This is a genomic window from Winogradskyella aquimaris (assembly GCF_042676105.1).
Taxonomy (GTDB): Bacteria; Bacteroidota; Bacteroidia; order Flavobacteriales; family Flavobacteriaceae; genus Winogradskyella; species Winogradskyella aquimaris.
In genome coordinates this window covers 137,410-152,463 of record NZ_JBHTJQ010000002.1, presented here as the reverse complement: position 1 = coordinate 152,463, position 15,054 = coordinate 137,410, and the positions used below count along the sequence as shown (strand labels likewise).

At 35.3% G+C, this 15,054-nt stretch carries 11 protein-coding genes; 5 read left to right on the top strand and 6 right to left on the bottom strand.

Annotated elements, in window-relative coordinates:
• Positions 1-56 precede the first annotated feature (56 nt).
• A complete protein-coding gene (gene yihA / locus ACFQ1K_RS01200; RefSeq protein WP_320555657.1) occupies positions 57-677 on the top strand; it encodes a ribosome biogenesis GTP-binding protein YihA/YsxC in 621 nt (206 codons plus the stop codon).
• Here the strand turns inward: yihA and ACFQ1K_RS01195 are convergent.
• Positions 674-1,768: an ABC transporter permease gene (locus ACFQ1K_RS01195; RefSeq protein WP_320555773.1), complete on the bottom strand. Its 1,095-nt coding sequence runs from the start codon at positions 1,766-1,768 to the stop codon at positions 674-676. The genes yihA and ACFQ1K_RS01195 overlap by 4 nt on opposite strands.
• 53 nt (positions 1,769-1,821) lie before the next feature.
• Positions 1,822-3,999: a carboxy terminal-processing peptidase gene (locus ACFQ1K_RS01190; RefSeq protein ID WP_320555658.1), complete on the bottom strand. Its 2,178-nt coding sequence runs from the start codon at positions 3,997-3,999 to the stop codon at positions 1,822-1,824.
• Between the two features lie 167 nt (positions 4,000-4,166).
• Between ACFQ1K_RS01190 and surE the strand changes: the two genes are divergently transcribed.
• From surE to ACFQ1K_RS01170, 4 genes are read left to right on the top strand one after another with little or no spacing between them, the layout of a single operon-like run.
• A complete protein-coding gene (gene surE / locus ACFQ1K_RS01185) occupies positions 4,167-4,937 on the top strand; it encodes a 5'/3'-nucleotidase SurE (protein WP_320555659.1) in 771 nt (256 codons plus the stop codon).
• A 23-nt stretch (positions 4,938-4,960) separates the two neighbouring features.
• Positions 4,961-6,082 (top strand): lipid-A-disaccharide synthase, encoded by a 1,122-nt coding sequence (gene lpxB / locus ACFQ1K_RS01180; RefSeq protein WP_320555660.1) that lies wholly within the window; start codon positions 4,961-4,963, stop codon positions 6,080-6,082.
• 2 nt (positions 6,083-6,084) lie between these two features.
• Positions 6,085-6,594 carry a C40 family peptidase gene (locus tag ACFQ1K_RS01175; protein ID WP_320555661.1) on the top strand — a complete coding sequence of 170 codons (510 nt, stop codon included), beginning with the start codon at positions 6,085-6,087 and terminating at the stop codon, positions 6,592-6,594.
• Between the two features lie 50 nt (positions 6,595-6,644).
• Complete coding sequence (locus ACFQ1K_RS01170; protein WP_320555662.1) at positions 6,645-8,672, top strand: ComEC/Rec2 family competence protein; 2,028 nt, start codon at positions 6,645-6,647, stop codon at positions 8,670-8,672.
• A 9-nt stretch (positions 8,673-8,681) separates the two neighbouring features.
• Here ACFQ1K_RS01170 and ACFQ1K_RS01165 read toward each other — a convergent pair whose 3' ends face one another.
• From ACFQ1K_RS01165 to ACFQ1K_RS01150, 4 genes are all read right to left on the bottom strand, one after another.
• Complete coding sequence (locus tag ACFQ1K_RS01165; RefSeq protein ID WP_320555663.1) at positions 8,682-9,251, bottom strand: thioredoxin family protein; 570 nt, start codon at positions 9,249-9,251, stop codon at positions 8,682-8,684.
• An 83-nt stretch (positions 9,252-9,334) separates the two neighbouring features.
• Positions 9,335-11,110 (bottom strand): peptide MFS transporter, encoded by a 1,776-nt coding sequence (locus tag ACFQ1K_RS01160; RefSeq protein WP_320555664.1) that lies wholly within the window; start codon positions 11,108-11,110, stop codon positions 9,335-9,337.
• Between the two features lie 65 nt (positions 11,111-11,175).
• Positions 11,176-12,744, bottom strand: a complete 1,569-nt coding sequence (locus ACFQ1K_RS01155) for a peptide MFS transporter (RefSeq protein ID WP_320555665.1) — start codon at positions 12,742-12,744, stop codon at positions 11,176-11,178.
• Positions 12,745-12,783: 39 nt separating this feature from the next.
• Positions 12,784-15,015: a S9 family peptidase gene (locus ACFQ1K_RS01150; protein WP_320555666.1), complete on the bottom strand. Its 2,232-nt coding sequence runs from the start codon at positions 15,013-15,015 to the stop codon at positions 12,784-12,786.
• Between the last annotated feature and the right edge of the window lie 39 nt (positions 15,016-15,054).

The following is a 15,054-nucleotide window of genomic DNA, read 5'->3' as shown; positions in this document are numbered from 1 at the left end:
TTTTTAAGATCTACGAACGCATAAATTATTAAGTTTCTTTTTTCTAGAATCCTATTATGAAGATAAAATCTGCTGAGTTTGTAATGAGTAATTCTGATGTGGCCAAATGCCCTAAGAATCGTATTCCCGAATATGCTTTTATTGGGCGAAGCAATGTAGGTAAGTCTTCTTTGATTAATATGCTCACCGATCGTAAAAGTTTGGCAAAAACCTCCGGAAGACCTGGAAAAACACAACTCATTAATCATTTTATCATTAACGACACATGGTATTTAGTAGACTTACCTGGTTATGGTTATGCCAGAGTTTCTAAGACTTCAAAGAAAGCGTTTCAGAAGTTTATCACGAATTATTTTGAACAACGACAACAATTAGTATCTGCTTTTGTTTTGGTTGATATTAGACACCAACCACAAATCATCGATTTAGAGTTTATGCAATATTTGGGTGAAAAAGGTATTCCTTTTGGGATTGTATTTACCAAGGCAGACAAATTAAAGCCCAAAGCCATAGAACGCCATGTTGATGATTATTGTCAAGAATTGTTAAAAACCTGGGAAGAATTACCTCCATACTTCATTACCTCGTCTTCTAAAAAAATGGGGCAAGATGATGTTTTGGACTTTATTGAAGCTACTAACGAAGAGATTGAAGCTTTAAAAAATGATGAGACTTAAGCCCTAACATCCAAAGCATCTCGCAAGGCATTTCCAACCAACATAAATGCCATCACTAATAGCATAATACAAATACCTGGAATTAAAGCTAGATACGGTTTTCCGAGAATAATATAATTATAGTGGTCTTTTATCATGGCTCCCCAACTTGCCATTGGTGGTTGTGCACCTATTCCTAAAAAACTCAATCCGCTTTCTATGAGTATTGCAGCCGCAAAATTTGCTGCAGAAATCACAATTAGCGGACCAAATATATTAGGTAAAATGTGCTTTGTAATAATTCTGTAATCTGTATAACCCAGAGCCCTAGCTGCAGTAACGTATTGCATCTCTTTGGCGCTTATAATTTGCCCTCTTACGACCCTTGCTACTTCTACCCACATCGTTAACCCTACCGCTATAAATACCTGCCAAAAGCCTTTGCCCAATGCTAAGGTGATTGCTATAACCAAAAGCAATGTTGGTATAGACCAGGTCACGTTTATAATCCACATGATTACAGCATCCACTTTTCCTCCATAATACCCAGCTAAACTCCCCATGAGTAAGCCAACTACCAAAGAAATGAAAACGGCAATAAAACCAATAAAAAATGAAATACGCGATCCTATCAATATTCGACTTAAATAATCTCTACCATATTTATCTGTACCAAAAATGAAGGTTCGGTTTTCAATGTAATTATTGTATTCTGAGTTTGGAAATCGCTCTAATGGTATTTGCTTTTCTATACCTTGCAATCCATCTGAGGTATACTCTACATAGTGCAACTCATTATTCAGTACTTTGAAGGATTGGATCGGAATTTCTGTATTTGTATTCTCTACACCGAAAAACAATTTTGACAGAAAACTTTGTTCAGATTCTATACTCGACGGTATCGTTAACATCTGAACTTCAAACCCTGGAGGTTTTGAGTGTATGGACAAATGCATCTGATTAGCATTCATAGAATCATCTGGTGCAAAAAGATAGGCTAAAATTGAAACTAGACCGATACAAACAATTATCCCCAAACTGAAAACGCCCCAAAAGTTTCTTTTAAACTTTTGGAGCGCTAAACTTGTTAATGAGTTGTTTCTATTCAAAATTTACCTGTAAAGAGACACTATATCAAGCCAATTAAGACATTAGTAATCTCAATTTAATTCTTAACCTCTGCTACTTTATTTTTTATGGCATAAGTCATTTTTAGGTCATGCAAAACATTTAAGGCTTCTTCAATGTAAACGTCCTTTGCTAAGCTTTGATGCCATCGGTTGCGCTTTTCTTTAAGTATAGAATCTTTATCCATTAGCTCTAACTCATACGGCAAAGAACCAAATGTTAAATTTGTTTTATACTCTGATAATTTTTCGAACCGTTTTGCCTCTTCTTCATTGAGCTCCATCTCTTTTTTGTAGTCTTCATAGTTTAAAGAATAGCTTTCACGATCTCTTATTTTCTTTACCCATTTGGCATTTGCATCAATTAATTTTAATTGCTCGTTGGCTGCCATACGGGCTTTACTTTTTTCAATGGTAGTATCATAATCGAAATAATTACCCCAAACCTCATAATCTACAGCATCTATCTTATCCCAAGGTAACGGATTTTCTTGATCTTTTTCCCCTATGTCAATGTAGCTGTATCTGTCTGGCACAATAACATCGCTTTTTACGCCTTCTAACTGGGTTGAACCTCCGTTTACTCTATAAAACTTTTGAGTTGTAAACTTTAGTGCTCCCAAATCACCATTGGAGTTATTTCTCACTAATCGATTTAAATCCAAAACATTTTGCACCGTTCCTTTACCATAGGTCTGTTTACTCCCAATAACTATCGCTCGCTTATAATCTTGCATTGCCGCAGCTAAAATCTCGGAGGCCGACGCTGAAAGTTCGTTAACTAAAATCACCAATGGCCCATCCCAAACAATAGATTTGTCTCTGTCTTTCAGCACTTCTTTTGGCTGACCCGTTTCTTTCACTTGAACAATAGGTCCCTCTTCGATAAATAATCCAGCAATATCTACAACGGTTTGCAAAGAGCCACCACCATTATTTCTTAAATCTAACACTAACCCTTCAACACCTTCTTCTTTTAGTCTAATAATTTCTTGTTTAATATCAGAGGCCGCATTTCTTTTATTGTAGTTCTCAAAATCTACATAAAATTTTGGAAGATTAATGACACCAAATTTTTTATCATCTTTGATTACTGTAGATGATTTTGCATATGTTTCTTCAAGTTCTACAATATCTCTAGTAATAGAAATATCCTCAATGGTACCGTCTACTTTTTTTAAGGTCAGTACAACAGTTGTTCCTTTTGGGCCTTTAATGAGTTTAATGGCATCGTCTAAACGCATACCAACGATATTTACAGCTTCTTCTTCGTCTGCCTGACGTACCTTTAAAATCTGATCCCCGACCTCTAACTCATTAGCTCTCCATGCTGGACCACCACTAATGATTTCATTAACCATAATCGCATCCATTTTCTTTTGAAGCCTTGCTCCAATACCTTCAAAATTACCTGACATGGCCACATCAAATCGATCTTTGTCCTCCGGAGCAAAATAGAACGTATGAGGGTCAAACTCTTCTACAATAGCATTGATATATACTGCAAACCAATCCTTACGTTGTCTGTCGTCAATAAAATCGTAAAGTTCATCAAGGGAACGCTTAGTAACTTCCCTAGCTTCCTTTTCGATTTCTTCTAACGATTTCTTTTCGTTAGTGTTAGATTTTTCATTTTGAGCTGAAAATACACTCTCTGGAAGCGCATTGGTATCGAGTTCGTCATCCCGCTGTGACAGTGCATCGTCATAATTGGCAATTGTTGAAAATTTTAACTGTTGTCTCCAACGCTCTTTCATTTCACGTTTATTCTTAACATATTCCAATGTTTCGTAGTCAGCTGTATACGCTTCGTCTTTGGAAAAATCAAACGGTTTTTCAAGAATTTCTTTATAAATCGCTTTAGACTCTTCAATTCGTTTTAATAAGCGTTCATGCGTTAGATTAAAAAATGCAACATCATAATCCTTAATCTGGTCGTCAATCTGTGTTTTGTAAGCTTCAAATTCCTTTATGTCAGATTCGTAGAAATAACGCTTAAATGGATCTAATTGATTTAAATAATCTTCATATACATTCTCCGAAAAGCTATCATTGATATCTTGTGGATTAAAATGACCATTATCCAACACATAAGTGATTAATTGAATAAGCAATTTATCCTTGTCTGGATTGTCATCAAATGTTTTATTGGTAAAACTGCAGGATGCAAATGCAATGAGCAAAGCCAGCAGTAAGAACTTATAATTCCCTTTCATTTTTCTAATTTTTCTAATTACTATACTTAAGTAATGAATATTCTACTAAAATAGAAGAAAAAACCGTGCCATAAAAAATTGCATAACTAATTTTTTGTTAAAGGTATAAACACAAATACTTCTTAAGCTTTTTAGTATTTTTACACTATTTAAACCTAATTTTGTATATGGCTAAACGTCCTTTGATTTTGGTGACAAATGATGATGGTATCACCGCTCCAGGTATTCGGACCCTTATTAGCGTCATGAAAACTATTGGTGATGTAGTTGTTGTAGCTCCAGATAGCCCTCAGAGCGCTATGGGACACGCCATTACTGTTAATTCTACCCTGTATTTGGAACAAGTGGTTATTGATGGTAAACAACCCGAATATAGTTGTTCAGGCACACCAGCAGACTGCGTAAAACTAGCCGTAAGAGAAATTTTAGAACGAAAACCTGATATCTGTGTTTCTGGTATTAACCATGGCTCTAACTCTTCTATCAATGTTATTTATTCAGGCACAATGAGTGCAGCCCTAGAAGCCGGTATAGAAGGCATTCCTGCCATAGGCTTTTCACTTTTAGATTACAATTGGAATGCTAATTTTGATTACTGTAAATCATTTGTAGAAACCATTACCATGCAAGTTTTAGAACACGGTTTACCTGACGGTGTTGTTTTAAATGTAAACATACCGAAGCTGAAAAACGAAGACATAAAAGGCATAAAAGTTTGCAGACAAGCACGTGCAAATTGGGTAGAAGAATTTGACAAGCGCATCAACCCAATGGGTAGGGAGTACTATTGGTTAGCTGGTAAATTTGTTAACATGGATAATGGTGAAGATACTGATGAATGGGCACTAGAACATGGCTATATTTCGATTGTACCAGTACAGTTTGATTTAACAGCGCACCATGCCATTCAATCTTTAAATACCTGGAAGCTCAAATAAATGACAAACCTAAATTTAGAAGCGTGAAATATTACATTATTGCAGGTGAAGCTTCAGGAGACCTCCATGGCTCTAATCTTATGAAAGCCTTGTTTAAATTAGACAAGCAGGCCAATGTAAGATTCTGGGGCGGTGATTTAATGCAGGCTGTTGGTGGTGATTTGGTAATGCATTATAAAGAGCGCCAGTTTATGGGTTTTGCTGAAGTTATTATGAATCTCAGAAAAATTTCTGGTCATATTAAGTTTTGCAAAAAAGATATTGATGCCTTTAAACCAGATGTTATAATCTTCATAGATAACTCGGGTTTTAACTTGAGGATCGCTAAATGGGCTAAAGCACAACATTACAAGACACACTATTACATTTCACCACAAGTTTGGGCCTCTAGAGCCAGTCGTGTAGAAAATATAAAACATGATATTGATGAAATGTACTGCATTTTACCATTTGAAAAAGAATTTTATAGCAAATACAATTATAACGTCCATTTTGTTGGGCACCCGCTAATTGATGCCATCGCTAACCGCCCTCAAATTAATGAAAATGAATTTAGAAAGACACATAACTTAAGCACCAAACCTATTATCGCCTTATTACCTGGAAGCAGAAAGCAGGAGATTACCAAAATGCTGGGTATCATGTTGAGCTTAGTAGATGATTTTGAAAATTACCAATTTGTTATAGCAGGTGCACCAAGTCAAGATTTTGAATTCTATGAAAAGTTTTTACGAAGGAGTCGTGTTCACTTTATTTCCAATAAAACTTACGACTTGTTGAGTATTTCTTATGCTGCGCTAGTTACTTCTGGCACCGCAACTTTAGAAACTGCTTTATATAAAGTTCCTCAGGTGGTTTGCTACAAAGCAAATTGGATTTCATACCAAATTGCCAAGCGCATTATTACCTTAAAGTTTATATCCTTGGTCAACCTTATTATGAATAAAGAAGTTGTGACCGAGCTCATACAAGGTGATTTAAACAAAAAACGTTTAAAAAAAGAACTAAGTGCCATTCTTGATCCAGATAAAAGAGAACAGCTTTTCCTAGATTATTTTGAGTTGGAGAAAAAACTTGGCGGCAAAGGGGCAAGTGATAAAGCAGCAAAGCTCATTATTTCAAAAATTACAAATCCCCATTATTAAAGATGAAAAACCTTTTACCTGTTCTTTTATTACTAATAGTAGCCAGTAGCTGCAAAGCAAAGAAATCCTACAGTACAAAAAAAAGACAAACACATACGGTAAAAGTTAACTCTAACATAAAGCCTTCTCCTGAGGGTGAAGCTATAGCAAGGTATGCCAAAACATTTAATGGAACACGCTATAAATATGGTGGTACTACCAAACGTGGTATGGATTGCTCCGGTCTAATTTTTACCACTTTTGGTGATAATGACATTGTTGTACCTAGAACAACACGAGACTTATCCTCATTTGGTAATTGGATTGATCTCAAAGAAGTCAATGTTGGCGACTTAGTGTTCTTTGCCACCAAAAAAAATAGTCGTAAGGTGAATCACGTAGGTATTGTAACTAATGTAAGAACGGGTAACGTGGAGTTTATTCACGCCTCAACGAGCCGTGGAGTCATAATTTCTTCCCTGGCAGAAAAATACTGGTATTTTGCCTTTGTCCAAGCTAGGAGAGTTCTGTAATATTTTTCTTATCAAACTAATGCTTTTTATTATATTAGTAACTCATTATCATGAAGTTACTAAATTTTATTATCATAAAACTCACGGCTTGTTTAATGGTGGGCATAATTTCTGCTCATTATTTAAAAATAAGTTTTAACCTGGGGCTTTATTTGTCCATAGGTTTGATAGGTACCGTTTTCTACTACTACCTAAGACTAAAACGCAAAGTAAGCACTGCACCATTTTTTGCTGTCATTACTTATTGTTGTATGGTTAGCATTGGCATAAACGCTTATAACCTACAAAACGAACAGTTACAGCCTAAACACTATACCAACTTAGAATTAAAAGGAGTCATTGATATTGTGTTTAAGGTCAAGGAACATCTCAAACCCGATTTGTACAATGACAAATATATCGTCTCTTTGATTTCTGCCAACCAAAAAGTAGCTAATGGCAAATTACTTCTTAATATAAAAAGAGACACCACATTCAATCCTCTTCCCGTTGATTGCATTATTTATACGAAATCTGACTTAAGTGACATTCAAAAACCGTTAAATCCTCATCAGTTTGACTACAGCAATTATTTACAACTTAAGCAAGTATATAAACAAACCTATCTTAAGCCCAATGACATTTTAATACTATCTGAGCAACCCACATCTATTTATGGTTTTGCTGATCGTTTGAGAACCAAAGTCAATACAGAACTTCTTAAAGCTGGATTTCAAAAAGATGTGCTAAGTATAATCAATGCGCTACTCTTAGGCCAAAGACAAACTATTGACCAAAGTATTTACAACAATTATGTCAATTCTGGAACCATACACATTCTGGCTGTTTCCGGTTTACATGTTGGGATACTCCTACTTATTCTTAATTTTGTTTTTAAACCATTACTCCTTCTCAAATACGGACGTATTTTAAGACCATTGATTATTGTCTTTTTACTTTGGCTATTTGCCATAATTGCAGGTTTGTCACCATCTGTTACCAGAGCTGTTTCTATGTTTAGCCTTATAAGTATTGCAATGCATCTCAAAAGACCAACAAATATTTACAACACCTTGGCCATATCAGCATTTCTTATTCTACTGGTAAAACCTACTTTTTTATTTGAGGTTGGTTTTCAAATGAGTTATTTAGCTGTTTTGGGAATCGTTAGTATTCAGCCCATTTTATATAAGCTATGGCAACCTAAATACTGGATTATCGATAAACCATGGCAAATATTTACAGTTACTCTTGCAGCTCAATTTGGGGTTGTTCCTATCAGTCTCTTATATTTTCACCAGTTTCCTGGGTTGTTTTTTATATCAAATCTCATTGTTATTCCGTTTTTAGGATTGATACTTGGCTTAGGTCTTTTAGTAATTGTCTTGGCATTACTGAATTTTCTCCCTAAAACATTAGCTGAAATTTACAGCCTAATCATTGAATCCCTAAACGGATTTATTGCTTGGATCGCTCAATTTGAACAGTTTCTATTTAGAGACATTCCCTTTACCCTACTCCAGGTTATTTGTACTTACGCGATTATTATCAGCGCAGTTCAGTTCTATAAATTCAAAACATTTAAATGGGTTTCTTTGTGCTTAATCTCTATTATTTGTCTTCAAACCACTTACGTTTACAACAATGTTAAGGATAAAGATGATACTTTTATTGTCTTTAATAAAAGTCGATTTTCAATATTAGGATTAAGAGCGCATAATAAACTTGAGGTTCATCATAATGTAGATTCTTTAAAACTAAAAGATGATGCTATTATTAAGAATTACAAAGTTGGAGAACAGATAGATTTTGTGACTTTGGATAGTTTGCAACATGTGTACCAATTTAAAAACAACACCATACTAGTTATGGATAGCTTAGGCCTCTATAAAGGCCTATCATTCCATCCAAATTTAATACTACTCCGCAATTCGCCAAGAATCAATCTTAATAGGGTCATTGACAGCTTGAGACCGCAACAGATAATCGCAGATGCCAGTAATTACAAATCTTATGTCGAACGCTGGAAGGCAACATGTAGAGCAAAAAAAATCCCTTTCCATTACACCAATGAAAAGGGAGCTTTTATTATTAAATAATTCATTTATTTACTCCTTAAATGTAGGCTCGAAGCTTTTATAATATTCATTAAACTTTTCTTGGGTATCCATTTCTTTATACTTATCGGTCTTAAACAACTTTAGGTATAACTCTATTTGTCGTGGTTTTAAGTATCCAGAGATTGGTGCGATATAATCGCCATTCTCATCAAAAAATACCATCGTAGGATATGCTCTTACACCAAGGGTACGTGTTAGTTCATGTGCGCTATTACGTCTGTTTGCTTTAGTAGCGTCATAGTTGGGATTCGTATAGGTTTTATCTTTATAAGTTACCGTGTCATTCCCTTCACCATTAAACTTAACCGCATAATAATGCGCATTAACATAATCCACAACGTCCTCGTTATGAAAGGTATGTTTATCTAGCATTTTGCATGGCCCACACCACGTGGTATAAACATCCATAATAATTTTCTTAGGGTTCTTTTTTTGAAGTTCTAACGCTCTTTCTAAAGTAATCCAGTTGATTTCCTTTTCTGGTGTTTCATTAACGTTTTGAAACGAGGCTAATGTTCCAAAAGCTATAAACGCTATAAGTAGTCTAATTCTTTTCATATCCAATTTGTTGCAAAACTTGTACCGAACTTACAAAAAATGCTCCTAAATAGGAGCATTTTCATTTATTTTTAACGGTATTACTAGCGTACACCGTGCATTAATCGTTTTAATAATGGGTGTAAGGCAAAAGATAGTAATCCAAGTCCAATTGGCACCACTGTAAATATTAAAAAGAAATAAGATAACCCATCCTCTTTTGTAATCTTTTCGATGTCGCCACCCACATAGTGGGCCATTTTATTACCTATAGCAATGGCTAAATAATAGACTCCAAACATAAAGGCCACCATTCTGGCAGGGACTAACTTACTTAGATATGATAATCCCATAGGTGATAAACACAATTCACCAAGCGTATGGAATAAGTATGCCAATACCAACCAAATCATACTTAATTTGGCTGTTTCTGCACCCAGAGGCACATTTCTTGTAGCAAAAGCTAATAAGCCAAACCCAATAGCCATTATAATGAGTCCTAATCCATATTTAACTGATGCTGGTGGATTGTATTTACTATCCCACCATTTTGTGAATAACGGCGCAAATACGATAATAAATAATGAATTTAAAATAGCAAACCATGTGATTTCAACTTCTTTTGCCTCTGCACTAAAGTTGATGTAAAGCTTATAAATCACCAATGCCCAAATTATAACGAAACTTATTGCTAATACAATGTTAGAAAAACCAATTCTACTAAATGTTTGTCTAAATAAGCTTATTAAAACATAGGTGATTATTCCTATTGGAACTACAGTTACAATGGCATCGATAATCTTAAAAATTGATGCCGCATTGCCTTCTAATACTCTATCGGTAAAGTCTCTGGTGTATATAGGCAGAGAACCTGCTGCTTGTTCAAACGCGGCCCAAAAGAAAATGGTAAAAATACAGAAGATTGTAAAAGCAATCATGCGATCTCTTACCACTCGTTCGTAACGCGGTATTCTAACAATAAGAATTAGAATAAATAATATGGCGGCCAGCAATGCAAAAAATAAAGAATCTGTCATTCCAGCTACCGTAAAGTTAAGTGTATTGATATTCCCTATTTTGCTTAATGGGTCATTCACTATAAAAATTAATGCAGATATTATAAAAACACCTATTAACAAATAATCTATAGTAATGAAGTGATTGAGTTTACCACTAATCTTTTCTTTCGAAGACTCTAAATCCTCAGATAATGTATCAATAATACCTTTCTTTTCATTTTTTGGCTTGGCACCAACATCACCAAAGAGCGGTTGCGCATAATAAAACTGAACCATTCCTAAAAACATAAAAATACCTGCTAGACCAAATCCGTAACTCCATCCAACATTTTCACCTAGCCATCCACAAAGCATAATTCCTAAAAACGCCCCAGCATTTACACCCATATAAAAGATATTGTAAGCACCATCCTTTTTCTCGTCATGACCCTCATACATCTTTGATATGATAGACGTCATATTTGGCTTAAAAAACCCATTCCCTAAAATTAATAATGAAATACCAATGTACAGAAATGTTGGTGTTTCTATGGCCATTGACGCATGACCAAGCGTCATTAACAACGCGCCAATAACAACCGCCATTCTATACCCAATTTTATTGTCAGCCAACCAACCACCAACAATTGGTGTTAGGTAAACAAACATAGCATAAGTTCCTAAAAGCGAAAGTGCTGCCGGTTTATCCCAATCCCACCCAGGATTATCTCCTACTAAAGCACCTGTTAAAAATATAACAAGGATAGCACGCATACCATAATACGAAAAACGCTCCCACATTTCTGTGAAAAATAAGACAAACAGACCCGCTGGATGTCCCATGACTTTTGTTTCGAAAAAATTTTCGGATGAATTACTCATAAATCTTAAAATGTTTAGTTAGTAGAGAAAACCCTCGTAAATCTAAATTTACAAGGGTAATATTTTTAGTTATTGATATCAGGATCTGCCAATTCGTATTTTTCCGTCTCTAGCATTTCATGTTCGTTGTCCTCCGCTCCATGAGTCAAACGCTTTAAAGGTTTTAGCATTAATATTACCAAAATCCCAAATACCACGCAGAATATTGTAATACCAGTAAAAATCGTCAATTCACCAGCTTCTGAGGCACCTTCACCAATAATTCCAGCTACTTTATTTCCTAATCCTGTAGCAGCAAAGTAAACACCCATCATTAAAGCTCCATATCTCACTGGAGCTAGCTTAGTTATAAAGGATAACGCAACTGGGGAGGCACATAATTCGCCCAAAGTATGGAACAAATAGGCCAGCGCTAACCAATATAATGCTGATTTCCCCAACTCTTCATATTGTAAAGAGGCACCAACCATAAAAATGAAACCTAATCCCATTATTATAACTCCAGTAGCCATCTTAAAAATTGAAGATGATTCTTTTTTTCTATTTTTCCACCAGGCCCAAAATGAAGCTACTGGAATACCGAAAATAATTATATAGATTGGGTTAAATGATTGCATTATTGCAGCAGGCACTACCCAACCAGCAATGATACGATCTGTTTTTTGTTCCGTGTAGATGTTCATCAAACCTCCGGCTTGTTCAAAGGCTCCCCAGAAAACTATTACGATTAAAAATGATAGTAGAAGTACAACAAATCTATCTTTATCAATTCGGTTATCGAGATCGTCAAAAACAGTTATCATAAATCCAACTACTAAGGATAAGAAGACAAAGAAAATTGTATAGTTAAGAATTTCGTTATCCATAAATAATTGAGGAATCACTACAGAAATGATTACTAAAAGACTAAAAACAACTAAAGTTTTTGTAGTACTAAACATTCGTTGGAAGATTACACCAATGGAAACAGAATCCTTTTGATCAATTTCTTTTGAGGGCGCATTACCAACATGTTTTACATATTTTTGACCTGCGAGATACACTAACTGACCGAGTACCATACCAATAGCTGCAAGTCCAAACCCTGTATGCCATCCATATTCAGCGGCAACTATTCCAACAATTAAACTGGCTGCTGCTGCACCAATATTTATTCCAATATAAAAGATTGAAAACCCTTTATCTCGCCTAATATCTCCTTGCTTGTATAAACCACCAACCATGGTAGAAATATTTGGTTTTAGCATACCCACACCTAAAACGATTAAAAGTAAACCTGTATAAAATGCCCATTCTTGTTCTATTGATAAAATACCATGACCCGCAACTAAAAGCCAGCCTCCAATCATTACCGATTTTTTTTGACCCAATATTTTGTCAGCAATTATACCTCCAGGTATAGAAGCCACATAAACCAGCATGGTGTACCAGCCATATAGTGCAAGTGCTCTACCATTATCCCAACCAAGACCAGCATTACTATCTGTTGTTTTGGCGACCATATATAGGGTTAAAATTGCTCGCATTCCATAATAGGAAAAACGTTCCCACATTTCAGTAAAAAATAGAACGTATAAACCTACAGGATGCCCAAATAATTCCTTTTGATGCGGTTGTTTGATTGCTGTTGACATATAATTTTTGTGTTAATTAATTAGTTAGTTTTTTGTTTGTTAGCCTTTAATTTTTGATGTTTCCTTTTCTTGCGTTTTATTCTCTTCAATCTTATCACCTAATGTCCTATGGATAAAATTCGTCATTTTTTTGTACAGATGTAATCGCGTATTTCCACCATAAATACCATGATTTTTGTCTGGATATATCATCCATTCAAATTGCTTGTCCGCCTGTATTAAAGCCTCTACCATTCGCATGGTGTTTTGCACATGTACATTATCATCACCCGTTCCATGGATTAGTAAAAAATCGCCTTTTAGTTTATCCACATGGTTTATTGGCGAATTATCATCATACCCGCTTGGATTCTCTTCTGGCGTAGTCATGTAACGCTCTGTATAAATGGTATCATAAAACCTCCAACTTGTAACCGGTGCTACAGCAATGGCCATTTTAAATACATCATTACCTTTAAATAAAGCATTGCTACTCATAAATCCCCCATAACTCCATCCCCAAATACCAATACGAGAGGCATCAATATACGGTAAGGACCCAAGTTTGTTAGCAGCTTCTATTTGATCTTCAACTTCTAGTTTCCCTAATTCATTTTGAGTCACTTTTTTGAAATCAGCACCTTTATATCCTGTACCTCTACCATCTATGCACACTACAATATAACCTTGTTGTGCCAACATCTGATACCAGTAATCATTGGCACCATTCCATCGGTTTGCCACTTGCTGCGAACCAGGACCAGAGTATTGATACATAAATAAGGGATACTCCTTGTTCTTATCAAAATTAGCCGGTTTTATCATCCACATATTTAAGTCGTTACCATTGACATTAATGGTACTAAATTCTTTATTAGAAGTGACGTAATCACCTATTTTCTGGGCTAATCTATCGTTGTCCTTTATACTCTTAACAAGAGTACCATTTTTAGCATTATGTAAGGTATATTCTGGTGGTGAGGTTGAACTCGAGTGCGTATTGATGAAATAAGTGAAATCTGCACTAAACGATGCACTATTAGTCCCTTCTCGCATTGACAATCGCGTTTTATTCTTGCCATTTAAATCAATCGCATAAACGTCTCTATTGATAGAACCATTTTCTGTAGATTGGTAATAAATGGTTTTGGTTTTTTCGTTAAATCCATAATAGTCCGTTACTTCCCATTGACCATTGGTAACTTGACTGATCAATTTCCCATCGTTATCATAATGATAAATATGATCGTAACCGTCCTTCTCACTCGTCCAAATAAAACTATTATCCTTTAAGAATGTTAGGTTAAATGTGACATCTACGTAAGCTTTATCCCTTTCTGCCAATACTAAATCAGAAGTCCTTGTTTTAGTATTTATCATCCAAAGATCTAGTTCATTTTGATGTCTGTTCATGTACTGAGCACTTAATACATTGGCATCCTTGGTCCATTTTATTCGAGGAATGTAAAAGTCTTGATAGGCTTTGTCAACCTTTAATTCTGTTAGCTTCCCAGTTTGCAAGTCATACAAATGCAAGGATACTTCTGAGTTCTTTTCTCCAGCTTTTGGGTATTTAAATACTTGTTGTGTTTGGTATAATCCAGAACCATAAACATCCATTGAAAATTCTGGGACATCAGTTTCATCAAATCGAATAAACGCTATTTGATTACTAGCATTGTTCCAATCAAATGCCCTAACAAAACTAAACTCTTCCTCGTATACCCAATCTGTAATTCCATTGATGATTTTATTCTTTTCACCATCTTGGGTAATCTGAGTTACTAGGCCTGACTCTAAGTCTTTGATGTAGAGATTATTTTCAAAACCATAAGCTATTTTACGGCCATCCGGTGAAAAGGTTGGCTCTTGCACCAATTGATCTGACACTTTTATTATACGCCCTGATTCGAGATCATAAACATAATATTCCCCTAGTCTAGAGCGTCTGTAAACAGGCACTTCATTTGTGGTTAAAATGACCTTGGTCTCATCGTCACTGAAGGTATAATCAAAAAAACCTTGAATCTCCGCTATATCTGAGGAGGACACCAAGGTTTTAATTTTTTCTAAAGTTTTATACTCGTAAATATCAATAGAAGATGTTCCACTTTGTCTATCATAATTTAACACCGAATACTGCTTTCCATTTTTCATGGAATGCAAGGCCTGCATGCCTTCTGTTCTAAAAGCTCCACTCCATATCTCTTCAAGTGTAATTTGCTTATCCTGACCATAAATTAATGTGGCTGTTAGGAATCCGACGATTGCGACGACGTATCTCAATTTCATGTAAATCTTTTTTCAATAAAGCAAGGTCAAGTTTACTAA

Coding starts and splice junctions, on each gene's coding strand:
- yihA (WP_320555657.1), top strand. CDS start 57: ATGAAGATAAAATCTGCTGAGTTTGTAATGAGTAATTCTGATGTGGCC.
- ACFQ1K_RS01190 (WP_320555658.1), bottom strand. CDS start 3,999: ATGAAAGGGAATTATAAGTTCTTACTGCTGGCTTTGCTCATTGCATTT.
- surE (WP_320555659.1), top strand. CDS start 4,167: ATGGCTAAACGTCCTTTGATTTTGGTGACAAATGATGATGGTATCACC.
- ACFQ1K_RS01175 (WP_320555661.1), top strand. CDS start 6,085: ATGAAAAACCTTTTACCTGTTCTTTTATTACTAATAGTAGCCAGTAGC.
- ACFQ1K_RS01170 (WP_320555662.1), top strand. CDS start 6,645: ATGAAGTTACTAAATTTTATTATCATAAAACTCACGGCTTGTTTAATG.
- ACFQ1K_RS01165 (WP_320555663.1), bottom strand. CDS start 9,251: ATGAAAAGAATTAGACTACTTATAGCGTTTATAGCTTTTGGAACATTA.
- ACFQ1K_RS01160 (WP_320555664.1), bottom strand. CDS start 11,110: ATGAGTAATTCATCCGAAAATTTTTTCGAAACAAAAGTCATGGGACAT.
- ACFQ1K_RS01155 (WP_320555665.1), bottom strand. CDS start 12,744: ATGTCAACAGCAATCAAACAACCGCATCAAAAGGAATTATTTGGGCAT.
- ACFQ1K_RS01150 (WP_320555666.1), bottom strand. CDS start 15,015: ATGAAATTGAGATACGTCGTCGCAATCGTCGGATTCCTAACAGCCACA.